Below are 23,503 nucleotides of genomic sequence, written 5' to 3' on the forward strand. Positions count from 1 at the left end.
CGGCCCCCAGACCCGCGCCGAAGCGCTCCTGCTGGCCGCCGAACTCGACGGCGCCCACGCCGTCGCCGCCGCCCGCGCCGCACTCGAAGCCGGCCGCACCAACGCCGCGCTCGCCGTCCTCGACCGCGCCCCCGACCAGACCGGGGAGACCGCGGTCGTGCGCGCCTGGGCGCTCCTGGCGGTCGGGGAGGCCCCGCGCGCCCGCGCCGCCCTCGAAGCCGCACCCGAGGGCCCCGAGACCGACCAGCTCCGGCTGCTGTGCGCCCCCGCCGGCGACCGCGACGCCCTCGCCGACCGGATCCGCGCCGCCTACCCGGTCATCGACCACCCCGGGCTCGCCGCCGCCCTCGCCGGCGACGACCCCGACGCGCTCGCCCACGCCGAAGCCCTCGCCCGCGACGCCGGCGACGCGACCACCGCCGCCTGGTGCGCCTGGTCGCGCGTGATCGCCCTCGCCGACGCCGCCCGCCTGGTCGAGGCCGAAGCCGTCGCCCACGAGGCCGCCGACCGGGCCGGCGCCGACGGCGCCTACTCGTGGCAGACCCGGTTCCTCGCCGCCGCCGCCTGGTGCCTGGTCCTCTCCGGCACCGGACTCGACAACGTCATCGCCGCGGCCCAGTCCCTGGCCGACCACGCCCTCCCCGCCGTCGCCGACACCCTCATCGCCGCCTCCATCACCCTCGCCGAAGCCGACACCGGGGCCCTGGGCGCCGCCCGCGCCCGCCTGACCCGCCTCCACGACGCACCCGCCGCCCTCGACGGGCTCGTCGCCTGGCTCGACCACGAGACCGCCTGGCTCGACGGCCAACCCGGCCCCGAAGCCCCCGAGGCCCGCCCCGGCCTGGTCGGCGGGCTCGCCCACATCACCGGCCGGTGGATCGCCTACGACACCGGGACCGAACCGGTCCCCGCCGACGACGCCCCCTGGCCCGCGCCGGTCGCCTCGACCCTCGCCGCATGGGACAAGGCCGCACCCGGCCCGTTCGCGCAGGCCGCGACCGCCTGGGACGGCCTGGCCGCCCGCGAGCAGGTCCGATGCCTCCTCGCGCTGGCCGCCCACGCGGGCGAGCCGGCCGCCGCCGTCGCCGCCCTCGAAGCGGCCGAGCGGATCGCCGACGAGCACGGCCTGATCGTCCTCGCCGGCCGGGCCCGCCGGGGCCTGCGCAAGCACGACGTGCGCCGCGACCGCCGCTCCGCGCGGGGCGGCGGGGGCCTGACCGACCGCGAAGCCGAAGTGCTGCGCCACGTCGCCTCCGGGCACCCCTCGCGGCGGATCGCCGAGATCCTCGGGATCACCGCCGAGACCGTCGAGACCCACATCCGCTCCGGTATGCGCAAACTCGGCGCCAAGACCCGCACCGAAGCGGCGGTGCTGCTGACGGCCGCACCGGCCGAAGGCGGTGGGGCCTGATGGGCGAACAGGTGCCCCTGCACGTCGTCGCCGCCGCCGGCGAGGCCGAGGCGCTGGTGCGCCGGTGCGCGGCCGCGGGCTGGTCGGCGCACCGCGGGTTCGCGCTGCTGGAGCCGGCCTGGGACCTCGCCGAGCGGCGCCTGGTGTGCCACGGGACTGTCGGCGACGACCACACCGCGTCCCAGGCGGTCCTGGCCGCGGCCCGCGGGGCCGGGATCGTCGCCGTCGCCACCGGGCAGCTCGCCCTCAACCTCGCCGCGGACCTGCGCCGCGTCGGCCCCCTGGGCCTGACCCCCGGGAAGGCCGAAGCCGCCGACGGCCTCGACCTCGACGCCGAGCAGCGCGCCCTCCTGGCGCGCCTGGCCTCGGGCTCGACGATCGCCGCCGCGGCCGAAGCCGAGTTCGTCTCCCTCAGGACCGCCAACCGCCGCATCGCCGCCGCCCGCCAGTCCCTGGGCGTCAAGACCACCCGCGAAGCGGTCATGATCTACATCAAGCACGCCCGCGACTGACCCGCGCACCGGCGGGCCGGCGAGAACGCGGCCCGCCCGGCCTTCCCGCGGGCGCCAGGCCCCTCGTCTCGTACACGCCGGCTCCGGGCACCCCGTCGTCATCGGGCCCGGAGCGGACCGTCTCGACCGCTTCGGCGACGCCACCGCCTGACGGTGCGACCGCCGCAGCCGAGCACGAACCGAGACGCAGCGCCCGACCCCGGCCGCCACCGGATCGCCCGGCGCGCCGTCCCCCCCACCGCGGCGGCGCACCCCGGGCGGGATCCGAACGCCCACAACCCGATCGACTCGGGCCACCCGGGGAGCCCGCATACACAGCCGGGCCCGGCACGCCTGGTCGGCGTCCCGGGCCCGTCGGCTCCGCGCGAAGTGCGGCTACTTCAGCTCGGCCAGGCGCGCTTCGGCCTCTTCGAGCTGGCGGCGCAGCCGGGCGGCCTCCTCGGCGGCCTCCGAGCGGATCTTCTCGACCACCTCCGAGACGACCTCGGCGACCTCGTCGGACCCGGCCGCCTGGCACATCGCGAGCGCGTTCGCGTGGGCGACCTTGGCGCCCTTGACGACCGTGCGGGCGCCGCGGGTCGCGCCGATGGACCACTCGCCGTCCTCATAGGCCAGCGTGACGGTCAGCTCGGGGTGCTTCGCGGCCTGGGCGCGACGCGGGGCGGCCTTCTTCTTCGCCGGGGCCGGTTCGGGCACGGACGCTTCGGGTTCGGTCACGGGTTTCCTCTCGCTCGCTTCGGGTTTCGGTTTCGGTTCGGGACGGTCGTCCGGGAGCAGGCCGGGCCCGGACGGGGCGCCGGAGCGCTGGCGCGGGGCCGAGCGGCGCGCGCCCTCCCCGGGCGCGGGCAGGCGCAGCTCGGCCGCGGAGAACGGCAGCTCGTCGGATCCGAAAGCGACCGTGACGAAGTCGTCGACGCCCGCCGGGTCGAGGGCGACGACCTTGCCGGTGCGGCCGGCGACCTGCCCGGCCGCGTCGGTGAACACCACCTTGGGTTTCTTCCCTTGCGCCAGCACCGCTTCCAGATGGGCGATGTCGGCACTCGACAGTGACATCGGGGGCTCCTTCATATCGGTTCGGAGGCAGGGCCCTGCGAGGCGCGGCCTGGTGAACTGGATTGCATCCTCCAATACCTACCCGCAGGGTCCGACACTGCCCCGCCGCCCAGTCGCGCACGCCGCCCGCGGATGTCGGTGCCGCGCGGTACGGTCGGGGCGTGGACACCGCACACTCCCGGACCGGACCGGTCTATGAGGAGCGGCCCGCACCCGGGCCCGCGGCGGCGTGGTCGCCGTGCCTGTGGGTGCGCCGCGCCACCGGACCAGACGCGGTCACGGTCGTCCCGGACGGCTGCGTGGACCTGCTGTGGCGCCACGGCCGCCTCGAGGTCGCCGGACCCGACACCGGCCCCCGCGACGTGGCGCTCGCCCCCGGGGAGCTCATCGCCGGCGTACGGCTGCGCCCCGGCGCCGCACGCGCCCTGCTCGGGCCCGTCCCGGCCACCGCGGTCCGCGACGCCCAGCCCGCCCTCGACGACCTGTGGCGGCCCGGCCCGCTCGCCGACCGGGCCGAAGCCGAGACCGACCCGTGGCGCCTCGCCGCCCTCCTCGCCGCCGCGGTGGCCGCCCGCGGCTTCGGACCCGACCCGGTCGCCCTGGCCGCCGCCGCAGCACTGGACCGGCCCCGGCCCCCGTCCGTGGCCGCGCTGGCGCGGGATCTGGGGTTCTCCGAGCGGCAGCTGCGCCGGCGCGTGCGCGACTCGGCCGGGTACGGGCCCAAGACCCTCGAGCAGATCCTGCGGTTCAACCGGGCCCGCGCCGCCGCGGCGGGGGAGCGGCCCGATTGGGCCCGCGTCGCGGCCGAGCAGGGCTACGCCGACCAGGCCCACCTGTCCCGGCAGCTGCGCCGCTGGTCCGGCACGACCCCGACCGGCCGGCAAGCGAAACGCCGCACTTTCGTGCAGCCGCCTCGGTGACTCCGCCGGCCCGAACCGGCCGGCGGGTCGCGTGGGCCAGCGCGGGCCGCTCCGAGCCCGGCGCGCCGCCCGCCTGGCCCGTGGCAGCCAAGGACAGGTCCCTGAACCGAGCCCGCCGAGCAGTCCACCGCCCGGCGCGGCCCGCGACCGACGGCCACGCCGCAACAGCCGGTCCGCCACGCCGCCAGACGCGGCGCAGCAAGCCTGCGTCCTCCCCGCCCCGGCCCCACGGGACCTACGCCGTGCCCTCCCACGCCCGCAGCGTCCGGAGCGCGGCCAACGTGAACCCGGGCCGGGCCTGCTGCTCGATGCCGGGGTGCCAGCGCCGGTAGTGGATCGGCCAGCCGCCGTCCTCGCGCTGCTCGCGCGCGCGGAAGTCCAGCGCCGCGGTCATCTCCGCGGTCGAGAACCACGCCGCGCCCGCACTGCCCGGCTCGGGGGCGAAGTCGCAGGCGAGGTGGTGCTCGCCCGGCGCGTACCCCGGCGGCGACTCGTGCCCCTCGGGACGCTCGGGGTCCAGCAGGACCAGGCCCGCGGAGCGGACGAGGTCGCCGATGCGCTTCGCGGCCCGCTCGGCCCAGACCCGGTCGGGCTCGGAGCCCAGGAACGCGGCGATGCTGAACACCTCGTACGGGTGGCTGGTCTCGAGCGCGTCGATCCGGTCCCGGCAGAACGCGGCCGCACCCTCGACCCACTCGTGCTCGATCCCGTTGCGGCGCAGGATCCCCGCAGTGCGGGCCGTGGTCAGCAGGCCCCCGCGGTCCTGCGGCGGAGGCTGCACCCACGGCGGGTGCGGATACGCCGCGATCGACTCGAGCAGGTCCGGGACGCCCCCGTCAGGGGCCGTATGGCGCGCGAGCCACCCGCACACCGCCGCGCCCGTCCCCGCGTCGAGCCGGCCGGCCTCGTCGAGGACCTCGAGCGCGGCCATGGCGCTGATCGGCTGCGGCTCAGGGCCCTTGACGTCGGGTTCGAGCGCGAACGCGAAGCCGCCCCCCTCGGCGGCATGGGCGAGCACCGCGTCGCGGACGGCGTCCGCGCTCCCGGTGCCGAGGAAATACGCCATGCGGCGCTGGTCGACCAGACTGCCGGCGGTCCAGACGAACCGGGCGGCGGCAGCGGTCGCTGTGTCGTCGATGCGTGCCATACCGCCACGCTACGGCCGGGCCGGCCCCCGGTCTTGAAGAAAACGGACACCCCCGCGCCGCGCCTGGTCAGACCCGGAAAGCCGGGAATATCGGCTGCGGTTCAGACCCGCGACATGTCCAATTCCCCCCTGGGCCCAGCGGCACGTTTATGCTCCGGTCATGAGAGTCGCACTGGTCACCGAATCCTTCCCGCCTCAGATCAACGGTGTGGCCCGCTCCGTCGCGCGGGCCGCGGCGCATCTGGCCTCGCGCGGGATCGAGCCGGTCGTCATCGCCCCCGCCCCCGGGCCGGGCCCGCGCCCGGTCTTCGACTGGCCCGTCGTACACGTGCCCTCCGTCCGCCTCCCGGCCTACCGGCACTTCCGCGCCGGCCTGGCCACCAGGGCCCTCGACGAGGCCCTCGACGCCCACAAACCCGACGTCGTCCACCTCGCCAGCCCCTTCGGGTACACCGCCCGGGCCGCCGTGTGGGCCGAGCGCCGCGCCGTCCCCGCGGTCGCCGTCTGGCAGACCGACCTGCCGGCCTACACCCGCGCCTACCACCTCACCGCGTTCGAGCAGCTCGTGTGGAAACGCCTCAAGTCGATCCACTCCCGCGCCGCGGTCAACCTCGCCCTGTCCGACTGCACCGCCAAGTGCCTGGCCGACCAGGGCATCGGGAACGTCGCCGTCCTCCCGCACGGCGTCGACACCTCCCGCTTCCACCCCTCCTTCCGCGACCAGGGCCTGCACGACGCGCTCGTGCCCGACGGGGAGATCCTCGTCGGCTACGTCGGCCGCCTCGCCCGCGAGAAGCAGCTCCACTGGCTCGCCGACGTCGCCGCGCTCCCGGGCGTGCGCCTGGTCATCGTCGGCGACGGCCCCCGCCGCCGCGCCCTCGAACGGCTCATGCCGCAGGCGTCGTTCCTGGGCCCCCTCCACGGCGAAGACCTCTCGCGCCTCTACGCCTCCCTCGACCTGTTCGTCCACACCGGACCGTTCGAGACGTTCGGGCAGACCATCCAGGAAGCCCACTCCTCCGGCGTCGCCGTCGTCGCCGTCGACGCCGGCGGCGCGGCCGAACTGGTCGACCCCGGCGTCGACGGCACCCACTTCCCGCCCGGCGACCCGGCCGCGCTGGCCGCCATCGTCGCCTCGCTCGCCGAACGCCGCGACGTCCTGCTCCAATGGGGCAGGCGCGGCCGCCTGAAAGTCCGCGGCCGCACCTGGGAAGCCGAAGGCGACGCCCTCATCGAGCACTACGGGCGGGCACTCGTCCTCGGGCCGGTGCGGGCCTCGCGCCCAGCCGTCCCCATGGCTTGACGTACGACAGGACCGTCGCACCCAGGTAGATCGCCGAAGACACGATCGGACCCGCGATGATCTGGTCGTCGAGGACCTGCAGCCGGCCCGGGTCCAGGACCGCCGCCGTGGCGGCCAGGCCCGGGCGCAGCGCGAACACCGTCGCCGCGAACGCCGCCACCGTCGCGACCAGCTTCACGAGCACCCACTTGTGGGACGGCCCCCACCGGGTGCCGAACATGAGCACGACACCGGTGACGATCGCCGCGGCCCCCAACGGGACCGCCAGCGTCGACGCGAGACCGTCCATCGCGGTGCCGGCCGCGAACTGAACGGCCGGATCGGACGTGGAGACGGCACGCACCCCCAGGACGAGCAGGCTCAGACTCAACCCGAGCCAGGCGACCGACGAGGCCACGTGCGCGATGACGAAGAACCGGTATGCGGGACGATGCAGCTTTCTCATACCCACACGCTCGCGCCCGCACCCGCCCCCGCACATCCCCGCCTGAACGTATCCGCCCCTACGCCCCCGCGCTGACCCCAGCGACACACCGACAGCCGCCCCCGGGGCCTAACCCCACCCGCAATCGGGGGAACAACGACACTACCGACCGGTAACGACCGGACGTAACCTCGAAACATGGCACTGGCACCCGCGCTTCCCCACCCCAAACCGCGCCTGCGCGGCTGGCTCCACCTCGCCGCCTTCCCCCTCGCCCTCCTGGCCGGACTCACCCTCATCGCCACCGCCCCCACCCACCCCGGCCGCCTCACCACCGCCATCTACGTCGCCGCCTCCGCCGCCCTCTTCGGCATCTCCGCCCTCTACCACCGCACCAGCCTCTCCGACCGCGCCACCGCCGTCCTCAAACGCCTCGACCACGCCAACATCTACCTCATCATCGCCGGCACCTACACCCCGATCGCCGCCCTCGCCCTCGACGGCACCGCCCGCACCGGCCTCCTCACCGTCATCTGGACCGGCGCCGCCGCCGGCGTCCTCTTCCGCGTCCTGTGGCACGGCGCCCCGCGCTGGCTGTACACGGTCCTCTACATCGTCCTGGGCTGGGCCGCGGTGTTCGTCCTCCCGCAGCTCGCGGCCGGGGCCGGGATCCCCGCGACGGTGCTCATCTTCGCCGGCGGCGTCCTCTACACCGTCGGCGGCATCGTCTACGCGCTCAAGCGGCCGAACCCCTCGGTGCGGTGGTTCGGGTTCCACGAGGTCTTCCACGCCTTCACCGTCGCGGCCTACGTCGCCCAGTTCGCGGCCGTCGCGCTCGTCGTGCAGGCAGCCTGACCGATACCATTGCGGCACACCGAGCGAGGGGAGTGCCGCCATGAGCGACCGACAGGCCAGAGGCGTCGACAGGGCCATCCAGGAAGCCGAGGCGCGCGGCGAGTTCGCGAACCTCCCCGGCGCCGGCAAGCCGCTCCCGGGCATCGGACAGCCCCTGCGCGAAGACTGGTGGCTGCACCAGCAGGCCACCCGCGAGAACATCGGCCTCGACGCCCTCCCGCCCGCGCTGCGCCTGGGCAAGGAGCGCGAGGCGCTCCCGGACCGGCTGGACGCCCTCGACGACGAGGCCGCCGTCCGCGCCGTGATCGAGGAGCTCAACGCGCGCATCCGCAAGGCCCTCATCGGGCCCGTGGAGGGGCCGCCGCTGCGGTTCGGGCTCATCGACGCCGACGAGGCCGTCGCCGCCTGGCGCGAGCGGCGCCGGTAGCGCGCACCACACCGACTTGACAGTGTCAAGACGGTCCGTGCATCCTTATCTTGACAATGTCAAGACCGGGTTTCGCGCCCGCCCACCGAAAGCACCGCCCATGGCACCCATCATCACCCTCACCGCCGCCACACTCCTCGCCCGGCTCGCCGGACTCCTCGGCGCCGACGCCCTCGACGACTGGCAGACCAGCCTGCGCATCGGCCTCGCCGCCATGTTCACCCTCACCGGCGCCGTCCACTTCGCCCCCCGCTTCCGCGACGACATGATCCGCATGATCCCCGAACGCCTCCCCGCCCCCGCCGCCCTCGTCGCCCTCACCGGCGTCCTCGAACTCGCCGGCGCCGCCGGACTCCTCATCCCCGCCACCGCCACCGCAGCCGCCCTCTGCCTCGCCGCACTCCTCGTCGCGATGTTCCCCGCCAACTACTCCGCCGCCAGGCGCGGCATCACCCTCGCCGGGAAACCCCCCACCCCCCTCGGCATCCGCACCGCCGAACAGGCCCTCTTCATCGCCCTCTGCCTCCTCGCCGCCCCCTGACGAACCAGGGGAGGAGACGACGAAGGCCCGGACCCCCACCGGGTCCGGGCCGCGCCCACACCTACAACGCTACCTCGCCCGCCCCAACGTCAAGTACGCGAACCCCAGCAGACCCCGATGCCCCCGCAGCCACCAGTTCCGATTCCGGTCGGCCCGCGCCCGGACCTCATCGGCCCGCGGATGCCCGGGATTGGCCAGCAGCCACACCTCCAGATCGGCCGCCAGCTCCGACTCGAGGTCGTCCCACTCCGACTGCTCGACCGCCTCGATCCGCACCGGCCGGAAACCGACACCGATCGCCGCATCGACCAGATCCGGCAGCAGCAGCCACTCCGACACGCCCGTGTCCGGCCACATCGTCGCCAGCTCCGCCTCCGTCGGCACCCGGGTCCAGAACCCGTCCCCGAACACCAGCCGCCCGGCTTCACCAGCGGATACAACCGCTCGAGGGCCGTCTCGCTGGAACCGAACACATGCGGGGCACCGATACAGACCACCAGATCCGCCGGCTCGGTCCACGCCTCACCCCGGTACTCGACGAACTCCACCCGCCCGTCCAGCCCCTGCTCGACCGCGGCGGCGCGGCCCCGCTCGATCAGCTCGCGATCCGAATCGATCCCGACCGCCGTCGCACCGGGCACGGCCGCCGCCACCCGGCGCAGCAGCTCACCCAGACCGCAACCGATGTCGACGATCGTCGCCGGACCCGCCGCCGCGAGATCGGCCACCAGCCGGTCCACCCGCCACGCGGCGGCGGGGGAGTTGAACACACGATGGCCGAAACGCTTCGGCCCCTCAAGATCTGCCACCGCCGGACCGTAGCAGCAACCCCGCAGCCCCGCAAACGAATACACTCCACGCCATGATCACCGTCCACGCCCACCTCTGGGCCCGGCCCGAGCACGCCGACGCCTACCGCGACGGCCTGCGCGCCCTCCAGGAAGCCACCCTCGCCCGCGACCCCGGCTGCCTCGCCTACGCCTTCTGGGAGAGCATCACCGAACCCGGCGCCTTCATCTGCGTCGAACAATGGACCGACCGCACCGCCCTCCAAGCCCACCTCGACGCGCCCCACCACGCCGAAGCCGACACCGCACTCGACCCCTACCGCGCCCGCCCCGCCGACGTCCGCATCTTCGAATCCCACCCCATCGACCTCTGATGTCACACCCCGGTGCCACACTCGCACCCATGACCGACGACGCCAAGACCATCCTCAAGCACTACCTCCAGACCGCCCGCGAAGCCCTCCTGTGGAAACTCGACGGCCTGGGGGAGTACGACCTGCGCCGACCCCTCACCCCCACCGGCACCAACCTCCTCGGCCTCGTCAAGCACTGCGCCTCCACCGACGTCGAATACCTCGGCCTGTGCTTCGGCCGGCCCTTCCCCGACCCGCCCGCCTGGTTCGCCCTCATCGAAACGGTCCCCAACATCGAGATGTGGGCCGCCCCGGAGGAGACCACCGAATCCATCACCGGCCTCTACCGGCGCGTCTGGGACCACGCCAACGCCACCATCGACGCCCTCGACCTCGACGCCACCGGCACCGTCCCCTGGTGGCCTGAAGAACGCCGCACCGTCACCCTCCACCAGATCCTCGTCCACATGATCGCCGAGACCAACCGCCACGCCGGCCACGCCGACATCGTCCGCGAGACCATCGACGGCGCCGCCGGCCTCCGCCCCGGCAACACCAACCTCCCCGGCGACGACATCGACTGGCCCGCCTACCGCGACCAGGTCGAACAGGCCGCCCGCCAAGCCGCCGCCCGCTGACCACCCCAAACCGGTAGCGTGCCACCGAGCACGGTCGCCCGCTCGGTGGCACGCCGGGCGCCCAACACCGAATCACCCGAAGCCCCGCCCCACCTCGGCCCAACGGCCGCGCCGCCCAGCCCAACATGCCGGGAGCCCGGCAGCACCAGCCACCAAGCCCCCGCAACCTCGCCCCGAAACAGACAAAACACCCGCTCCGGCGGGCGGGGGAGTACCCCTACGACTGCAAGCGCGCCTCCGCCGCCAAGGCACGCTCACGCCACGACTCCACCTCGGCCCGCGCCGCCGCACCCGCCGCCTCGGCCGACTCCAGGCGCGAGCCCAGCACCCGCTGATCCGCGACCGCACCGGCCAGCGACTCGCGGACCGCCGCCAGCTCACCGTCACGCACCTCCAACAGACCCGAGCGCTCCGCGGCGGCGGCCGCCGCCTGCTCCGCGTCCCGCCGCGCCACCGCCAACTCCGCCACCAGCGACTCCACCCGCGACCGCTCCCGGTCCCGCTCGACCATCACCGCTGACACCCGCGACTCGGCCCGCTCCAGCGCCGCCTCACCGGCCCGCAGCGCCTCCGCCGCCTCCGCAGCCACCTGATCGGCCCGCGCCCGAGCCGCCTCCGCCTCACCACGAGCCGCAGCGGCCGCCTGCTCGGCCTCCGCGCGCCCCGCCACCGCGGCATCCCGCTCCAGCACCGCACCCGCGGCCGCCTCCCGCGCCCGCTCCGCCTCGGCCGCCGCCGCATCGCGTTCGGCCACCGCAGCCGACGCCTCGGCCAGCGCCCGCGACACCTCCTCGCGCGCCGCCTCCGCGTCCTTCACCGCCGCGACCCTTGCCGCCACCGCCTCCTTCGCCCGCGACGCACTCGCCTCCGCGACCGCCGACACCCGCTCGACCTCCGACCGGGCCGCCGCGAACTCATCGCGCAGCGCCGCCGCCCGGCCGGCCACCTCGTCCCGCTCGGCCCGCGCCGCCGCCACCGCACTGGCGGCCTCCGACCGCACCTCGGCGATCCGCGCCTCGACCTCCGCCGGATCCGTCTCCGCCCGCAGCGCCTCCGCGAGCGGCGCCAGCGCCGACGCCATCGACTGCTCGATCTGCTCGTACAGCTCCTCGGCCCGCGCGAGCGCCCCTTCGAGCCCGGGGGTCGCGCGGCGCAGCTCGCGCTGGCGCTTGGCCTGCGAGGCGCAGTCGCCGTCGGCGCAGTACAGGCGCGGGCGCCCGCGGCCCGGGGTCTGCGGGATCGGCGTGCCGCAGCGCTTGCACAGCGTCACGTGCTTCGCGGCGGCCTGGACGGTTGCATCGGTTTTCGTCATGCCCGCATCTTAACATTATTTATTTCCGGTATTGATATTTAAATAATGGAAAAACAACGCCATCCCGCCTGGATACATAACTCACGAGAAGTGCCGTTCCCGCAAGTAATGAGTGTTTCGGCCCGGACCGGACCAACCGCGCTCGGCGGCGCCGTTCGTCGGGTCGGCGGCCTTTCGGCGCGATCGGACCGCCGATGCAGTCCTCGGCCGAGTCGGCGGCGGCCGGGAAGGGCGCGAGACCTCCCGCGGCGGGTGACATCATGTGCCACGTGACAATCGTCGATGCCGTCACCTGGTTCAGCGAAGAAGAGTTCTCCGGTATCAAGTGGCTGTCGCTGGCACAAGTGCTCGACGAACCGATCGAGACCCTCGATCCGCACCTGCACCGTTTCACCGCCAAACTCGTCGACACACTCGAGCGGCGGATGCCGTCTGCACCGGGAACGGACAGCTGAGGCCGGTGCGGGCGCGCGGCCGTGATCTATGCTCGCGTGGATTCGAAACGAGATCCGGTGGAGACGAGGCGGCCCTGTGAATGCGACGATGCGAGCGGTGACCCAATCGGTGCTCGGCGGGACCGAGGTCCTGCGGCTCGAGGACGTGGCGCGCCCTGAGCCGTTCTACGGCGAAGTGCTCGTGCGGGTGCACGCCGCGAGCCTCAACCCGGTCGACCCGGCCGCACGCGAGATCGGCCTGTACATCGGCGAGCCGCCGTTCACGCTCGGCTGGGACGTCTCGGGCGTCGTCGAACAGGTCGGCATCGGCGTCACCAGGTTCCGCGTCGGCGACGAGGTGTTCGGCATGCCCCGGTTCCCGCACCGCGCCGGCGCGCACGCCGAGTACCTGACGGCCCCCGCGCGCGACCTCGCCCTGAAACCCGCGTCCCTGTCGCACGTGGAGGCCGCCGCGCTCCCGCTGACGGGCCTGACCGCGTGGCAGTCGCTCATCCCCCGCGCCCGGATCCGAAAAGGACAGACGGTGCTGATCCACGCCGCCGCCGGCGGGATCGGGCACCTCGCCGTCCAGATCGCCAAGTCGGCAGGCGCCCGCGTCATCGGCACCGCGAGCGCGGCCAACCGCGAGTTCGTGCTGGGCCTGGGCGCGGACGAAGTGGTGGACTACCGGAACGAGGACTTCACGAAGGCCGTCGAGGACGTGGACGTCGTGCTGAGCACGCTGGGCGGCGACGTGGCGGAGCGGTCGGTGTCGGTGATCCGGGACGGCGGGACGCTGCTGCAGATGCACTACTCGACGCGGGACCGGGCCTTCCCGGAGGCGGTGCGGCGCGGGATCGACACGCGGTTCCAGTTGGTGGAGCCGGACGGGTCGGGTCTGGAGGCGCTGGCGGACCTGGTGGAGCGGGATCTGCTGCGGGTGCATGTGGCGCGGGTGTTCGCTCTGGAGGAGTTCGCTGCGGCGCATGCGTTGATGGAGGCGGGCGGGTTCGCGGGGAAGCTGGTGTTCGGCCTGGTCTGATCCCCCGGGCTCGTGTTGCGGATTCTGCCGCCTGGGCGGGTGGGCGCTGCGACGATGGCGGTAGGTCGGACGGAAGGAGTCTGCGATGGGTTCGATCCTCAATCCGTACGTGTCGTTCAACGGGAACGCGCGGGAGGCGATGGAGTTCTACCAGTCGGTGCTCGGCGGTGACTTGAAGGTCATGACGTTCGGTGAGTCGGGGGTGCCGGACGCGCCGCCGGAGCAGGTGATGCACGCGCAGTTGACGTCGGCGGACGGGTTCACGGTGATGGCGTCGGACACGCCGCCGGGGATGCCGTACCAGCCGGGGCAGAACATCTCCATCAGCATCTCCGGGGAGCCGGGCGACGCGGCGACGCTGCGGCGGTACTTCGAGGGGCTCTCTGAGGGCGGGTCGGTGAACATCCCGCTGGAGAAGCAGATGTGGGGCGACGAGTTCGGGGCGCTGGTGGACCGGTTCGGGATCGGGTGGATGGTCGACATCGCGACCGAGTAGGCGCGGGGTGTGGCGAACGGTGGGCGGGGCTTGGGTCCCGCCCACCGTTGCTTGTGGGAATCGCGCTTGGGGCTGCGGCGGGCGTTGGGCGGCGAGGGCGGCGTCCTGGCGGGGGTCGGGCTTCTCCCCCGGTGTCGGGTGGTCGTCGCCGGCGCTGGTGGCGATGGTGCCGGCTTCGGGTTCGGGTGCGACGAGTCCTCGGCGTCCGCGTTCGCGGCAGGCATCGAGGGTGGTGTCGGGGTTGACCGCGGCTTCGGCCGGGGCTTGCGTGGACGGCTGGTCCCCCGCGGCCGGCATGCCGAGTCGGACCCGCGTGAGGATTATTTCCGCTGGTTGCGGGGGTGGTTGCGGGCGGTGCGCTCGTTGCCGAACTTGTAGGCGCCGGTCCAGCGGGCCATGACGAGCTGGGGGTCGCCGGCGGCGACTTCGGCGAGGAACTTCGCGGCGCGGGGGCCGCGCAGGGTCGCGGCCTCGCGGCCGCGGTGGGTGATCACCACGGTGCCGTCGCCGTTCTCGCGGAAGGAGAACCCGCCGGGCGCGTTCACGGCTGGGCCCGGGCGCGGCGGGCGCGTGCGACGGCGATCGCGGCGAGGATGCCGCCGGCGAACCCGAACAGGTGCGCCTGCCAGGACACGAACGGGCTGGTCGGCAGGACGCCCCAGATAAGGGATCCGTACACCAGGAACACCAGCAGTGCGATGAGGAAGTCGCCGAGGCGGCGCATGAAGAGCCCGCGCGCCAACAGGTACCCGAACAGTCCGAACACGACTCCGGAGGCACCGACGGTCACCGTGTTTGGCGGCGAGATCAGCCACACGCCGAGCCCGGAGACGACCAGGGCGACCGCCAGCGCGGTCCACATGCCGGGGCGGTCGCGGAGGGCGGCGATGACGCCCATGACGGCGAGGGGGACGGTGTTGGCGGCGAGGTGGGCGGGGTCGGCGTGGAGGAAGGGGGCGGCGAGGATGCCGGGGAGGAGGCCGTCGAGGGTGCGGGGGGTGATGCCGTGGGCGGTGAGGTGGGCGGGGAGGAAGAGGTCGGTGATGAGGACGGCCCAGAGGAGGGCGATGAGGGCGCCCCAGGTGGTGAGGGCGGTGCGGAGGGGGTGTCGGGTGCGGGGTGCGGGTGGGACGGGGAGGGTCACTGCGGCTCCTCGTGTGGGTTCGGGTGGTGGTGTGAAGGGTAGTCGGAGGGCGCATGTGGGGGTGGGGGCGGTGGTGCTTAGGCTGGTGGGGTTTGTGGTGCCGGCGCGGTGTGCCGGTTGGTTTCGTGGGTCGCCGGGGGCGGCTCGGATGTGAAGGATGTGAGTGTGTTGGTGCAGGTCGGTGACGGTGTCGAGGTGTCGGTGTCGGCGGAGCTGGGTGCGAAGCCGGTGGTGGGGGTGCCGGATGCGGCGGCTCCGGCGGGGCTGTTGACGTTCGATGTGGTGGAGGGTTCGGGTGCGGTGGCGCAGGCCGGGGATGCGGTCGCGGTGCAGTATGCGGGGTTCAACTGGTCGAACGGTCGGGAGTTCGATGCGTCGTGGAATCGGGGGGCGCAGCCGTTCACGGTGTCGCCGTTGGGTTCGGCGCCGGTGATTCAGGGGTGGAATGACGGGTTGGTGGGGGCGCGGGTCGGTGGCCGGCGTCTGATCGTGATTCCGCCGGAGCTGGGGTACGGTGCGTCGGGTGCGGGCGGTGTGATCGGTCCGAATGAGACGCTGGTGTTCGTGGTCGACGTGGTGTCGGTGAACGGCAAGTCGTAGGTGTTCGTGTGGGAGGGGCCGCCGGGTGGCGGCCCCTCTTCTTTTGTGTTCATCCTCCGGCGATGGAGGGGAGGATGTGGATGTCGTGGTGGCCGAGTGGTGTGTCGAGTCCTTGGAGGCGGCGGGATTCGTCGTCGCCGATGTAGATGTTGACGTAGCGGCGCAGTTTCCCTGATTCGTCGCGCAGGCGTCTGGCGAGGCGGGGGTGGGTGCGGGCGATGCCGTCGAGGAGGTCGGCGAGTGTGGCGTGCTCGTCGAGGTCGACGGTGAGGTGGCGGTTGCCGCCGCATTCGGAGGCGAGTGCGGCGGGGATCTTGACGTCGACCATCAGTGCTCCGCGGGTGTCTGCATGGCGCGGACGCAGAGGACGTCGGGGAGGTGGGCGGCGACTTGGTGCCATTGGCCGTCGCTGTCGGCGGCGGCCCAGACGTCGCCGCAGCGGGTGCCGAAGTACCAGCCGGGGTCGGGGGCTCCGTCGGTGCAGGCGCCGTCGCGCATGACGGTGCCGTAGTAGTTCTCGTCGGGGAGGCCTTGGGACCAGGAGGTCCAGGTGTCGCCGCCGTCGGTGGTGCGCCAGGCGGCGATGCGGGCGCCGGGTGGGGTGCGGTCCATGGATTCGCCGACGGGCCAGGCGAGGACGGTGCCGGGTCGGGTGGGGTGGGCGACGATGGCGAAGCCGAAGTTGGAGGGGAGGGTGGCGGAGATGTTCTGCCAGTCGCCTTGGGGGCTGGTGGAGCGGTAGGCGGGGCCGTGGCTTTGGACGAAGAGGGTGCCGGCGGCGTCGCGGGTGACTTTGTGGATGCACTGGCCGGATTCGGGGGCTTCGTCGGGGGCGTAGTCGACGGTGATGCCTTTGGTGATGCCGTTCCAGGTTTGGCCGTCGTCGTGGGTCTGGTAGATGCCGCCGGAGGAGATGGCGATGGTGAGTTTCTCGGGTTCGCCGGGGTGGGGGACGATGGTGTGGACGGCGGGTCCGCCGGCGCCGGAGGCCCAGGTGGTGTGCTGGGGGTGGTCCCAGAGGGCTTGGTTGAAGGCGAAGGTGTCGCCGCCGTCGTCGGAGGTCCAGAGGCTGGTGGGTTCGACGCCGGCCCAGACGCGGCCTTCGGGGCCGAAGGTGAGTTGCCAGATGCGTTTGACGGTGTTGGTCTCGGGGCTGTCGGGTTGGTCGATGCCGGCGGTGTCGGAGAAGTCGAGGGGCCGGTAGGGCAGGTCTTGTGGGAATGCCATGGGGGCGTTGACGGGTTCGTGCCAGGTGCGGCCGTGGTCGTCGGAGCGCCAGATGGAGGGTCCGAAGAAGGTGGAGGCGCCGACGAGGATGCGGCCGGTGTCGGGGTCGCAGGCGGCGGCGTAGATTTCGGCGACGGCGGTGAAGCCGTCGGCGTCGAGTTTGGCGGGGCCGTCGACACTCCAGTGGACGCGGTCGTCGCTGGTGGCGGTGAAGAGGCCTTTGCGGGTGCCGATGAGGACGAGGTAGGCCATGGCGGGCTCCTTTGCCGTGCGGTGTGGCTTGTTGTCCTCATGGTGCCGTCAGGGTGTGACGTTTTCCGGGTGTTCCGGGGTTTCGGTGGGGTGTTTCGTGCGAGGTGGGTGCGGATGCGGTCGGCGGCGGCGTCGGGGCCGTTGAGCCGGAGGATCATTCGGGGGAATCGAGCAGAGGTGCAGGTGTCGGGGTGCCGGTGATCGTGTTACGTTGCGAACGGATGGGGCACCCCGGCCGTGTCCGCTCCCCGTTGTCACTCCTGTAAGGACGAATGCGATGCGCGCCTCCCGTCTTGCCCTGGTCTTGTCCCCGGTGCTGCTGCTGGCCTCCGGCTGCTCGGAGTTGTCGGATGCGATCGACGAGCTGCCGTCGGGCGGTGAGTCGGCGGCGCCGGCGGAGTTCGCGGACACGGCGCCGTTCTCGGTGACCGTGGACCCGGCGGTGCTGACGTCCGACATCGAGGGCCTGACGGTCGCCGAGGAGGACGATGCGGGGTATGACCGTTCGCTGTTCCCCCACTGGAAGGACGAGGACGGGAACGGGTGCGACGCGCGCGACGAGGTCCTCATCGCGCAGGACCGGTCCGGGGCGCTGTCGGAGGCCGACTGCGATGCGGCGATGACCGGCGAGTGGGTGTCGATGTACGACGCGGTGACGGTCACCGATTCGGGCGAGATCGACATCGACCACTTCGTGCCGCTCAAGGAGGCGTGGGGGTCGGGGGCGTTGAACTGGTCGACCGAGGACCGGCAGTCGTACGCGAACTGGCTGGGGAACTCCTGGCATCTGATCGCGGTGACGGCCTCGTCGAACCGGTCCAAGTCGGACCAGGACCCGGCCGAGTGGATGCCCGAGGACGAGACCGTCTGGTGCGCTTATGTCTGGGCGTGGGTGGAGGTCAAGAAGGAGTGGTCGCTGACGGTCGACGAGGCCGAGCGGGCCGCGCTGCTGGAGTACGCCGCGGCCTGCTAGGGCCGTGCGGGCGAGGCGGTTCCGCGTCGGCTCGCGCCCTGGCGGACGGTGGGTGTCGCCGGGTCGTGGTGTGCGGGGCGTCTGGCGGTTCAGCTCAGAGTGAGGCGGGTGAGTCCGCGGGCTTGGGCGGCGGCGCGTTCGGCGGGTGTGAAGGGGTCGCGACCGGTGGCCTTGGCGATGAACGCGACCGGCTCGAGGCCGAGGTCGGCGAGCGCGGTGGCGGGTTCGGGGCCCAGGAGCAGGCAGGTGAGGACGTGTTGGGCTTCGGGGGTGGTCCAGCGAGGTTCGCCGAGCGCGTCGGCGAGGTCGATGCCGTGGACGGCGGCTTCGACGACGCGGGTGGTGAGGAAGTCGGTGAGGGTCATGGGGTCGCCGTGGCGGGTGGTGACGCGCCGGTCCGGGGACTGCTCGGCGCAGCGGGCGAGGACGCGGTGGCAGGTGCGGTCGAAGTCGGCGGCGAGCGCTGCTCCCCCGGTGGCGGCGGCTTCGGTGGCGGTGTCGAGGCGGGCCTGGTCGGTCCGGGGTGAGAACCGGTGGTCGGCCCGGTAGTACCCGGCGGCATCCACTGTGGCCTCGGAGGGTTCGGGGGCGTCGAGCATCGCGTCGAGGCGGCCGATGGCGAGGGTGAGGTGGGCCGTCAGCGCCGCGACGTCCCACGGGGCGCAGCGCGTGGGCGCGTGCCAGGCGGTGATGCCGTTGAGCGCCAGCGACAGCCGCGTCGTCTCGGCCGCCAGCGCCGGCAGCGGTGCGGGTGCGATCATGGACTCCGATCCTAGCCTTGGAGGAGTGCTCATGTCCTATGCGGCGTTGATCCGCCCGGTGATCGACCGGATCCATGTGGCGGTGCGCCACGCCGCCCGCCCGGAGGTCCGCGAGCTGTACGCCTCGCGGGGGCTGCGGCCGGGCGTGGAGATCGACGCCGCGTACGCGCTGCTGGACCACCCGGTGCCGGTGGAGGCGCTGGCCGCGCGGATGGTGTACCAGCCGTTCGACCCCGACGCCGAAGAGGCGCAGGGGCTGGTCGTGCGCCGGGACGGGTGCTGGCATCTGACGGCGGCCGGGCGGGACGTGGTGCTGGAGGCCGACCGGGCGCTCGCGCGGGCCGCGGAGCGGCTGTGGGCGTACCGGCCGAGCCCGGCGCTGGCGGGCCTGGCGGCGGTGGAGGCGGCGGTGCCGCTGCTGGGGCGTCTGCTGGAGGCCGGGCAGGCGTCGGGCGGTCCGGTGTTCCGGGCGCTGACGCCGGTGTGGGAGCCGCCGGGCGCGTCGGCGTCGCAGCTGCTGCTGTCGCGGCTGGAGGCGCTGCGCCATCACCGGGCCGACGCGCACCGGGCCGCGTGGGGCGCCGCGGGGCTGACCGTGGAGGGGATCCAGGCGCTGGCGTCGGGTCCGGAGCGGGAGGCGATCGAGGACGAGACGAACCGGCTCGACGCGCCGGTGTACGAGGCGCTCGATGCGGGCGAGCGGCTGGTGCTGCTGGCGTCGCTGGGGGCGCTGCCGGACGGGCTGCGGGCGCCCGAAGCGCCCGAGGCGGGGCGCGGGTAGGTTCGCGGCCATGGTGACCGAGGACTGGGAAGCGCGCTGCGCGGCCCTGTGGGAGCGGCTCGACGAGTTCGGGCGCGAGGAGTTCGTGCAGGCCATGCGGGACCTGGCGGCCGAGTGCGATCCCGGTGACCCGGTGGCGCTGTTCGAGGTCGGCGGGGCCTTGGACTCGACCGGGTTCACCGAGGACGCGGTCGGCTACTACCGGCGGGCGGTCGAGGCGGGTCTGTCGGGGGTGCGGCGCCGGCGCGTGTCGATCCAGATGGCCTCCTCGCTGCGCGAGACCGGCCGGCCCGAGGAGGCCCTGAAGGTGATCGAGCAGGAGCGGGCGCGCGGCTCGGCCGAGCACGGCAGTGCTGCTGGAGACGACAGCGCGCTCGGGTACGACAGTGCGCTGGCGATGTGCGAGGCGCTGACGCTCGCCAAGCTCGGGCGGGACCGGGAGGGCCTGTCGGTCGCGCTGATCGCCCTCGCGCCGCACCTGCTGCGATACCAGCGGTCGACGGTGAACTACGCGCGGGGCCTGGTCGGCCTCGACCCGGTCTGATGCGGTTCCTGGCAGTCCCGGGGCGCGGCGCGGCGTCCCGAAACCGGGGCACTGGCTGCGCCAGTGGGCCGCCCGGCCCGGCTGGGCGTGGGCGCCCGAGCCGCCGGGCCCGCCGCTGGTACTCGCCGACCGGGTCGCCGCACTGAACACGGCGATCGCATCGAGCGGTGAACCGGTGGTGCTGGTGGCGCATTCGGCCGGGTGCATCGCCACCGCGATATGGGCGGCCGCGCACGCCGGGCCGGTGCGCGCGGCACTGCTGGCCACGCCGCCCGATCTGGGCGGGCAGGCGGCAGTGCCGATGCGGCCCTTGCCGTTCCGGTCGATCGTGGTCGCCTCCTCGGACGACCCGTACTGCTCCCCCGCGGGGTTCGCCGCGTACGCGGCGGCATGGGGGTCGGCGCTGCATGACGCCGGCGCGGTCGGGCACCTCGATTCGGCGACCGGGTTCGGGCCGTGGCCCGACGGTGAAGCGCTGGTCGCCGAGCTCGCCGCGCAGGTCCGGTGAGTCGCGGCGCGCGGAAGCCGGCGCGGGCCGAGACCATGAGCATCGCCGCCGGAGAGCAGGTCCGCGACGCATCGGCGATCAGCCGCGCCATGCGCGAACCGGCGCGCAGCGCCAAGGCTCCGTCGCCACGGGTCATGGCGGCCTCCTGGCCGTGACGCAAGTGCGTTCGCAAGCCCCACTGCACCACCGGAGTCCCCACCGTTAGGCCGGTCCCCGGGCGGAGCGACGCCGATCGACATCGCGCCTAGGCCGCGAGCGCGGCCGCCAGGGCGGAGACGAGGGCGGTGCGCTCGGCCTCGCCGGCCGCGGGGATGCGTTCGACGCGGTAGCCGTGCTCGGCGTACGCGTCGAGGTGGACCAGTTCGAAGGCGCGGGCCTGGTCGAGGCCGATGCGGCGGGCCGGGGTCGGGGTGATGGCGCCGAGGAGGTCGAAGCACAGGACCGTCGCCTGGGAGACGCGGCCGGTGCGGATGCGGTCGAGTTCGGCGGCCAGGACCGGGCCCACCGGGTGGCCGAGGAACCGGGCGAGGGCGAGCGTGCAGACCGGGGACCGGTCGAAGTACAGGACCGGGCCGGGCAGGGCGTCGGCGCGGATCTGGCGGTCGCGCTGGAGGGCGGCGACGTCCTCGGTGAACGCCGGGTCGGTCCACGGCTCGTCGACGCCGGCGGCCTGGGCGGCGGTGATGAGGTCGGTCGCGGCCGCCTCGACGACGGTGCCGCCGAGGCGGCGGGCGACGGTGGTCTTGCCGGCGCCGGGGGCGCCGGTGAGGATGAAGCGGCGCAAGCGGTGCCCTTCGGGTCGGTCAGAGGTTGCAGGCGGTGTCGACGACGGCGCGGTCCTCGCCGGCCAGGTGCGGGCCCAGGCGCGCGGCGGCCAGCCGGTACAGGTCCAGCGCGGCCGCGCACCCGGCCTCGTGGCCGGCGAGGGCGACGCCGGCGGCGGCGTCCCACGCCCGCGCCCAGGCGGGGCCTTCGGCGGCGGCGACGGCGTCCCACAGGTCGTTCTCGGAGTCGTAGAGGATCCGGTGCGCGGCCGCCAGCGGCCCGGGCAGGCTCAGGGCGATCAGGAGCCGGTTGGCCGCGGCGGCCCGGGCGCGGCCGAGGGCGAGCATGCCGTGGACCTTGTGGACCTCCTCGGCGAGGCCGACGAACTCGCCCGCGGCCCACCGGTCGGCGTCGGGTCCGATCGCCTCCCACGTCCACGCCTCGGCCCGCGCCTGGAGGGCGCGCATGAGGCCCTCGGGGTCGTGGAGGATCCGGGCGCCGCGCCAGGCGGCGACCGCCGCGCCGGCCTCCCAGGGGCGGTCGAACGCGGCCGCGAGCTCGTCGGGGGCCTTGCGGGAGACGGTGACCATGCGGCCCTCGCGGTGCAGGACCCGGATGCCCGGGCCGGTGTCCGCGGCGACGACGAGGTCGATGTCCGAGTGCGGGTGGTCGGTGCCCTTGGCGACCGACCCGAACAGGGCGACCCCCAGCGCGCCGGGGGCTTCGGCGGCGGCGCAGGACGCGGCGATCGCCTTGGCGTGGTCGGAGTGGTGCACGAGCGGAGTATGCCGCGCCCGGTGCGGGCCGGTCGAGCCGTTTTCCGCTAGGACACCGACCGGTAGTAGTCGATCTTGCCGAGGAGGTAGTCGCGTTTGGCGGCGAGGTCGTCCATGCGGGCGTCGACGGCGGTCTTGTGCGCTTCGAGCAGGGCGATGCGCTCGGGGATGGTGTGGTCGCCTTCGCGGGCGAGGGTCGCGAAGCGGTGCATCTGCTCGACGGGCATGCCGGTGTCGCGCAGGCATTTGAGGACCCCGAGCCATTCGAGGTGCTCGTCGCTGAAGCGGCGCTGCCCGGTGGGGGTGCGGGCGATGTCGCCGATGAGGCCGATGCGCTCGTAGTAGCGGAGCGTGTCCATGGTGAAGCCCGATCGGCGCGCGCATTCGCCGATCGTGTAGGTGCCCGCGGCGGTGGTGTCCACGTCGACCGAGGATAGCCGCCGGGCGGCGGTGTTGCTGGAGGGGCCGGTGGCCTGCGGGTTTGCGTTGGAGTCCACTCCAGGTCCTACGGTTCGGTCCTGTAGGAGTCCACGAGAGAGGAGACCGCTGTGGAGCGGATCGCATTGGGGCCGGACGGGATCGGCGTGTCGCGCCTGTGCCTGGGGGCGATGGCCCTGGGCGGGGTGCAGGACGAGGCGGAGAGCTTCGCGATCCTGGACCGGTTCATCGAATTGGGCGGGAACTTCATCGACACCGCCAACTGCTACATGTTCTGGATCGACGGCGGCACCGGCGACGAGTCGGAGCTGCTGCTGGGCCGCTGGTTCGCCGCCCGGGGCACCCGCGACCAGGTGGTGCTGGCGACCAAGGCCGGGCGGCGCCCGGCGTTCCCGGGCGGGGGCCTGGAGCACTCCGAGCCGCTGACCCGGGCGCGGATCACCGCGGCCCTGGACGAGTCGCTCGAGCGGCTCGGGACCGACCGGGTGGACCTGTTCTGGTCCCACCGCGACGACCGGGACACGCCGCTGGAGGAGACCGTGGCCGGGTTCGACGACGCCGTCCGGGCCGGGAAGGCCCGCATGGTCGGGGCGTCCAACCACACCGCGTGGCGCGTCGAGCGGGCCCGGAACGTCGCGGCCGCCGCGGGTGCGGCCGCGTACACGGCGATGCAGAACCGGTACTCGTACCTCAAGCCGCGCCCGGACGCGGTCCTGCCCGAGGGCGGGCACGTGCACGCCGCGCCGACCGACCTCGACTTCGTGTCGTCGGTGCCGGGGATGGCGCTGCTGGCGTACTCCTCGCTGCTGTCGGGCGCGTACGTGAAGAAGCCGCTGGGCGAGCACTACGCGCACCCGGGGACCGAGGCGCGCCTGCGGGTGCTCGACGAGGTCGCCGCCGAGACGGGGGCGACGCGCAACCAGGTGGTGCTGGCGTGGCTGGCCGGCCACCGGGCGCCGGTGATCCCGCTGGTCGGGGTGTCGTCGGTGGCGCAGCTCGAGGAGGCCGCGGCGGGGGTCGCGCTCAAGCTCGACGCCGAGCAGCGCCGGCGCTTGAACGACGCGGCCTAGCGGGCCGG

At 73.9% G+C, this 23,503-nt stretch carries 30 protein-coding genes and 2 pseudogenes; 18 read left to right on the top strand and 14 right to left on the bottom strand.

Features of this window, described 5'->3' with window-relative positions:
- Together GFD30_RS27400 and GFD30_RS00010 are read left to right on the top strand one after the other, a co-directional pair.
- The coding region (locus GFD30_RS27400) for a helix-turn-helix domain-containing protein (protein ID WP_194201794.1) at nucleotides 1-1,411 on the top strand (1,411 nt) is incomplete at its 5' end.
- On the top strand, nucleotides 1,411-1,923 hold the full coding sequence (locus GFD30_RS00010; RefSeq protein WP_153023189.1) for a helix-turn-helix domain-containing protein: 513 nt from the start codon (nucleotides 1,411-1,413) through the stop codon (nucleotides 1,921-1,923). The genes GFD30_RS27400 and GFD30_RS00010, both read left to right, overlap by 1 nt.
- Nucleotides 1,924-2,298: 375 nt before the next feature.
- On the opposite strand, the gene GFD30_RS00015 is transcribed toward GFD30_RS00010, so the two are convergent.
- Nucleotides 2,299-2,976, bottom strand: coding sequence for a DUF6319 family protein (locus GFD30_RS00015; protein WP_153023190.1), 678 nt, complete (start codon nucleotides 2,974-2,976; stop codon nucleotides 2,299-2,301).
- Between the two features lie 161 nt (nucleotides 2,977-3,137).
- On the opposite strand from GFD30_RS00015, the gene GFD30_RS00020 reads away from it, so the two are divergent.
- Nucleotides 3,138-3,896, top strand: coding sequence for an AraC family transcriptional regulator (locus GFD30_RS00020; protein ID WP_322632767.1), 759 nt, complete (start codon nucleotides 3,138-3,140; stop codon nucleotides 3,894-3,896).
- 235 nt (nucleotides 3,897-4,131) lie between these two features.
- Here GFD30_RS00020 and GFD30_RS00025 read toward each other — a convergent pair whose 3' ends face one another.
- Nucleotides 4,132-5,043: a hypothetical protein gene (locus GFD30_RS00025; protein ID WP_153023191.1), complete on the bottom strand. Its 912-nt coding sequence runs from the start codon at nucleotides 5,041-5,043 to the stop codon at nucleotides 4,132-4,134.
- A 160-nt stretch (nucleotides 5,044-5,203) separates the two neighbouring features.
- Between GFD30_RS00025 and GFD30_RS00030 the strand changes: the two genes are divergently transcribed.
- Entirely contained in the window at nucleotides 5,204-6,346 is a 1,143-nt protein-coding gene (locus GFD30_RS00030; protein WP_153023192.1) for a glycosyltransferase family 4 protein, read from the top strand.
- Here the strand turns inward: GFD30_RS00030 and GFD30_RS00035 are convergent.
- Nucleotides 6,273-6,791, bottom strand: coding sequence for a DUF2269 domain-containing protein (locus GFD30_RS00035; RefSeq protein ID WP_153023193.1), 519 nt, complete (start codon nucleotides 6,789-6,791; stop codon nucleotides 6,273-6,275). The genes GFD30_RS00030 and GFD30_RS00035 overlap by 74 nt on opposite strands.
- A 177-nt stretch (nucleotides 6,792-6,968) precedes the next feature.
- Between GFD30_RS00035 and trhA the strand changes: the two genes are divergently transcribed.
- The 3 genes from trhA to GFD30_RS00050 all read left to right on the top strand — a co-directional run bounded on the left by trhA (nucleotide 6,969) and on the right by GFD30_RS00050 (nucleotide 8,593).
- On the top strand, nucleotides 6,969-7,625 hold the full coding sequence (trhA, locus tag GFD30_RS00040; protein WP_153023194.1) for a PAQR family membrane homeostasis protein TrhA: 657 nt from the start codon (nucleotides 6,969-6,971) through the stop codon (nucleotides 7,623-7,625).
- A 40-nt stretch (nucleotides 7,626-7,665) separates the two neighbouring features.
- On the top strand, nucleotides 7,666-8,052 hold the full coding sequence (locus GFD30_RS00045; protein WP_153023195.1) for a DnaJ family domain-containing protein: 387 nt from the start codon (nucleotides 7,666-7,668) through the stop codon (nucleotides 8,050-8,052).
- A gap of 100 nt (nucleotides 8,053-8,152) precedes the next feature.
- On the top strand, nucleotides 8,153-8,593 hold the full coding sequence (locus tag GFD30_RS00050) for a DoxX family protein (RefSeq protein ID WP_153023196.1): 441 nt from the start codon (nucleotides 8,153-8,155) through the stop codon (nucleotides 8,591-8,593).
- A gap of 69 nt (nucleotides 8,594-8,662) precedes the next feature.
- Here GFD30_RS00050 and GFD30_RS27405 read toward each other — a convergent pair whose 3' ends face one another.
- On the bottom strand, nucleotides 8,663-9,004 hold the full coding sequence (locus GFD30_RS27405; protein WP_265575374.1) for a hypothetical protein: 342 nt from the start codon (nucleotides 9,002-9,004) through the stop codon (nucleotides 8,663-8,665).
- Between the two features lie 5 nt (nucleotides 9,005-9,009).
- Nucleotides 9,010-9,447 (bottom strand): annotated as a pseudogene (locus GFD30_RS28160) (SAM-dependent methyltransferase); the annotation flags it as partial.
- 8 nt (nucleotides 9,448-9,455) lie between these two features.
- Between GFD30_RS28160 and GFD30_RS00060 the strand changes: the two are divergent.
- The gene (locus GFD30_RS00060; protein ID WP_153023197.1) at nucleotides 9,456-9,755 is read left to right on the top strand and encodes a putative quinol monooxygenase; all 300 of its coding nucleotides are present in this window, start codon (nucleotides 9,456-9,458) and stop codon (nucleotides 9,753-9,755) included.
- Nucleotides 9,756-9,784: 29 nt separating this feature from the next.
- Nucleotides 9,785-10,372, top strand: a complete 588-nt coding sequence (locus tag GFD30_RS00065; protein WP_153023198.1) for a DinB family protein — start codon at nucleotides 9,785-9,787, stop codon at nucleotides 10,370-10,372.
- Nucleotides 10,373-10,589: 217 nt separating this feature from the next.
- Here GFD30_RS00065 and GFD30_RS00070 read toward each other — a convergent pair whose 3' ends face one another.
- Nucleotides 10,590-11,684 carry a hypothetical protein gene (locus GFD30_RS00070; RefSeq protein ID WP_153023199.1) on the bottom strand — a complete coding sequence of 365 codons (1,095 nt, stop codon included), beginning with the start codon at nucleotides 11,682-11,684 and terminating at the stop codon, nucleotides 10,590-10,592.
- Nucleotides 11,685-11,953: 269 nt separating this feature from the next.
- On the opposite strand from GFD30_RS00070, the gene GFD30_RS00075 reads away from it, so the two are divergent.
- The 3 genes from GFD30_RS00075 (at nucleotide 11,954) to GFD30_RS00085 (ending at nucleotide 13,656) form a co-directional block, all read left to right on the top strand.
- Complete coding sequence (locus GFD30_RS00075) at nucleotides 11,954-12,139, top strand: hypothetical protein (RefSeq protein WP_153023200.1); 186 nt, start codon at nucleotides 11,954-11,956, stop codon at nucleotides 12,137-12,139.
- 88 nt (nucleotides 12,140-12,227) lie between these two features.
- On the top strand, nucleotides 12,228-13,160 hold the full coding sequence (locus GFD30_RS00080) for an NADP-dependent oxidoreductase (RefSeq protein ID WP_194201795.1): 933 nt from the start codon (nucleotides 12,228-12,230) through the stop codon (nucleotides 13,158-13,160).
- An 85-nt stretch (nucleotides 13,161-13,245) separates the two neighbouring features.
- On the top strand, nucleotides 13,246-13,656 hold the full coding sequence (locus tag GFD30_RS00085; RefSeq protein ID WP_153023202.1) for a VOC family protein: 411 nt from the start codon (nucleotides 13,246-13,248) through the stop codon (nucleotides 13,654-13,656).
- Between the two features lie 320 nt (nucleotides 13,657-13,976).
- Here the strand turns inward: GFD30_RS00085 and GFD30_RS00090 are convergent, their stop codons facing one another.
- Nucleotides 13,977-14,201 (bottom strand): hypothetical protein, encoded by a 225-nt coding sequence (locus GFD30_RS00090; protein ID WP_227995683.1) that lies wholly within the window; start codon nucleotides 14,199-14,201, stop codon nucleotides 13,977-13,979.
- Complete coding sequence (locus GFD30_RS00095) at nucleotides 14,198-14,800, bottom strand: rhomboid family intramembrane serine protease (protein WP_194201796.1); 603 nt, start codon at nucleotides 14,798-14,800, stop codon at nucleotides 14,198-14,200. The genes GFD30_RS00090 and GFD30_RS00095 overlap by 4 nt, the downstream gene beginning before the upstream one ends.
- A gap of 165 nt (nucleotides 14,801-14,965) precedes the next feature.
- On the opposite strand from GFD30_RS00095, the gene GFD30_RS00100 reads away from it, so the two are divergent.
- Nucleotides 14,966-15,400 carry an FKBP-type peptidyl-prolyl cis-trans isomerase gene (locus GFD30_RS00100; protein ID WP_322632768.1) on the top strand — a complete coding sequence of 145 codons (435 nt, stop codon included), beginning with the start codon at nucleotides 14,966-14,968 and terminating at the stop codon, nucleotides 15,398-15,400.
- 49 nt (nucleotides 15,401-15,449) lie between these two features.
- Here GFD30_RS00100 and GFD30_RS00105 read toward each other — a convergent pair whose 3' ends face one another.
- Together GFD30_RS00105 and GFD30_RS00110 are read right to left on the bottom strand one after the other, a co-directional pair.
- A complete protein-coding gene (locus GFD30_RS00105; RefSeq protein ID WP_227995684.1) occupies nucleotides 15,450-15,728 on the bottom strand; it encodes a MoaD/ThiS family protein in 279 nt (92 codons plus the stop codon).
- Nucleotides 15,728-16,879 carry a beta propeller repeat protein gene (locus GFD30_RS00110; RefSeq protein ID WP_153023204.1) on the bottom strand — a complete coding sequence of 384 codons (1,152 nt, stop codon included), beginning with the start codon at nucleotides 16,877-16,879 and terminating at the stop codon, nucleotides 15,728-15,730. The genes GFD30_RS00105 and GFD30_RS00110 overlap by 1 nt, the downstream gene beginning before the upstream one ends.
- Nucleotides 16,880-17,156: 277 nt before the next feature.
- Here GFD30_RS00110 and GFD30_RS00115 point away from each other — a divergent pair, with 277 nt between their 5' ends.
- Nucleotides 17,157-17,852, top strand: a complete 696-nt coding sequence (locus GFD30_RS00115; RefSeq protein WP_153023205.1) for an HNH endonuclease family protein — start codon at nucleotides 17,157-17,159, stop codon at nucleotides 17,850-17,852.
- An 89-nt stretch (nucleotides 17,853-17,941) separates the two neighbouring features.
- On the opposite strand, the gene GFD30_RS00120 is transcribed toward GFD30_RS00115, so the two are convergent.
- Nucleotides 17,942-18,613 carry a maleylpyruvate isomerase N-terminal domain-containing protein gene (locus GFD30_RS00120; RefSeq protein WP_153023206.1) on the bottom strand — a complete coding sequence of 224 codons (672 nt, stop codon included), beginning with the start codon at nucleotides 18,611-18,613 and terminating at the stop codon, nucleotides 17,942-17,944.
- Here GFD30_RS00120 and GFD30_RS00125 point away from each other — a divergent pair.
- From GFD30_RS00125 to GFD30_RS00135, 3 genes and pseudogenes are all read left to right on the top strand, one after another.
- Entirely contained in the window at nucleotides 18,612-19,394 is a 783-nt protein-coding gene (locus GFD30_RS00125) for a hypothetical protein (RefSeq protein ID WP_227995685.1), read from the top strand. The genes GFD30_RS00120 and GFD30_RS00125 overlap by 2 nt on opposite strands.
- A gap of 10 nt (nucleotides 19,395-19,404) precedes the next feature.
- Nucleotides 19,405-19,938 (top strand): tetratricopeptide repeat protein, encoded by a 534-nt coding sequence (locus GFD30_RS00130; protein WP_153023207.1) that lies wholly within the window; start codon nucleotides 19,405-19,407, stop codon nucleotides 19,936-19,938.
- 52 nt (nucleotides 19,939-19,990) lie between these two features.
- Nucleotides 19,991-20,446, top strand: a pseudogene (locus GFD30_RS00135) (RBBP9/YdeN family alpha/beta hydrolase); the annotation flags it as partial.
- A gap of 244 nt (nucleotides 20,447-20,690) precedes the next feature.
- Here the strand turns inward: GFD30_RS00135 and GFD30_RS00140 are convergent.
- The 3 genes from GFD30_RS00140 to GFD30_RS26520 are packed head-to-tail and all read right to left on the bottom strand — an operon-like array spanning nucleotide 20,691 to nucleotide 22,409.
- Entirely contained in the window at nucleotides 20,691-21,230 is a 540-nt protein-coding gene (locus GFD30_RS00140) for an AAA family ATPase (RefSeq protein WP_153023209.1), read from the bottom strand.
- Nucleotides 21,231-21,249: 19 nt separating this feature from the next.
- Nucleotides 21,250-21,987, bottom strand: a complete 738-nt coding sequence (locus GFD30_RS00145; protein ID WP_153023210.1) for a nucleotidyltransferase family protein — start codon at nucleotides 21,985-21,987, stop codon at nucleotides 21,250-21,252.
- Nucleotides 21,988-22,034: 47 nt separating this feature from the next.
- A complete protein-coding gene (locus GFD30_RS26520; RefSeq protein WP_407648949.1) occupies nucleotides 22,035-22,409 on the bottom strand; it encodes a MerR family transcriptional regulator in 375 nt (124 codons plus the stop codon).
- Nucleotides 22,410-22,535: 126 nt separating this feature from the next.
- On the opposite strand from GFD30_RS26520, the gene GFD30_RS00155 reads away from it, so the two are divergent.
- Nucleotides 22,536-23,495 carry an aldo/keto reductase gene (locus tag GFD30_RS00155; RefSeq protein ID WP_322632770.1) on the top strand — a complete coding sequence of 320 codons (960 nt, stop codon included), beginning with the start codon at nucleotides 22,536-22,538 and terminating at the stop codon, nucleotides 23,493-23,495.
- Nucleotides 23,496-23,503 lie beyond the last annotated feature (8 nt).

The sequence above is a fragment of the Glycomyces albidus genome (genome assembly GCF_009451885.1).
GTDB classification, from domain to species: Bacteria; Actinomycetota; Actinomycetes; order Mycobacteriales; family Micromonosporaceae; genus Glycomyces; species Glycomyces albidus.

Bases quoted from the DNA above. Each gene is read 5' to 3' on its own strand.
- GFD30_RS00010 (WP_153023189.1), top strand. From the start codon at position 1,411: ATGGGCGAACAGGTGCCCCTGCACGTCGTCGCCGCCGCCGGCGAGGCC.
- GFD30_RS00015 (WP_153023190.1), bottom strand. From the start codon at position 2,976: ATGTCACTGTCGAGTGCCGACATCGCCCATCTGGAAGCGGTGCTGGCG.
- GFD30_RS00025 (WP_153023191.1), bottom strand. From the start codon at position 5,043: ATGGCACGCATCGACGACACAGCGACCGCTGCCGCCGCCCGGTTCGTC.
- GFD30_RS00030 (WP_153023192.1), top strand. From the start codon at position 5,204: ATGAGAGTCGCACTGGTCACCGAATCCTTCCCGCCTCAGATCAACGGT.
- GFD30_RS00035 (WP_153023193.1), bottom strand. From the start codon at position 6,791: ATGAGAAAGCTGCATCGTCCCGCATACCGGTTCTTCGTCATCGCGCAC.
- trhA (WP_153023194.1), top strand. From the start codon at position 6,969: ATGGCACTGGCACCCGCGCTTCCCCACCCCAAACCGCGCCTGCGCGGC.
- GFD30_RS00045 (WP_153023195.1), top strand. From the start codon at position 7,666: ATGAGCGACCGACAGGCCAGAGGCGTCGACAGGGCCATCCAGGAAGCC.
- GFD30_RS00050 (WP_153023196.1), top strand. From the start codon at position 8,153: ATGGCACCCATCATCACCCTCACCGCCGCCACACTCCTCGCCCGGCTC.
- GFD30_RS00060 (WP_153023197.1), top strand. From the start codon at position 9,456: ATGATCACCGTCCACGCCCACCTCTGGGCCCGGCCCGAGCACGCCGAC.
- GFD30_RS00065 (WP_153023198.1), top strand. From the start codon at position 9,785: ATGACCGACGACGCCAAGACCATCCTCAAGCACTACCTCCAGACCGCC.
- GFD30_RS00070 (WP_153023199.1), bottom strand. From the start codon at position 11,684: ATGACGAAAACCGATGCAACCGTCCAGGCCGCCGCGAAGCACGTGACG.
- GFD30_RS00080 (WP_194201795.1), top strand. From the start codon at position 12,228: ATGCGAGCGGTGACCCAATCGGTGCTCGGCGGGACCGAGGTCCTGCGG.
- GFD30_RS00085 (WP_153023202.1), top strand. From the start codon at position 13,246: ATGGGTTCGATCCTCAATCCGTACGTGTCGTTCAACGGGAACGCGCGG.
- GFD30_RS00105 (WP_227995684.1), bottom strand. From the start codon at position 15,728: ATGGTCGACGTCAAGATCCCCGCCGCACTCGCCTCCGAATGCGGCGGC.
- GFD30_RS00110 (WP_153023204.1), bottom strand. From the start codon at position 16,879: ATGGCCTACCTCGTCCTCATCGGCACCCGCAAAGGCCTCTTCACCGCC.
- GFD30_RS00115 (WP_153023205.1), top strand. From the start codon at position 17,157: ATGCGCGCCTCCCGTCTTGCCCTGGTCTTGTCCCCGGTGCTGCTGCTG.
- GFD30_RS00125 (WP_227995685.1), top strand. From the start codon at position 18,612: ATGGACTCCGATCCTAGCCTTGGAGGAGTGCTCATGTCCTATGCGGCG.
- GFD30_RS00120 (WP_153023206.1), bottom strand. From the start codon at position 18,613: ATGATCGCACCCGCACCGCTGCCGGCGCTGGCGGCCGAGACGACGCGG.
- GFD30_RS00130 (WP_153023207.1), top strand. From the start codon at position 19,405: ATGGTGACCGAGGACTGGGAAGCGCGCTGCGCGGCCCTGTGGGAGCGG.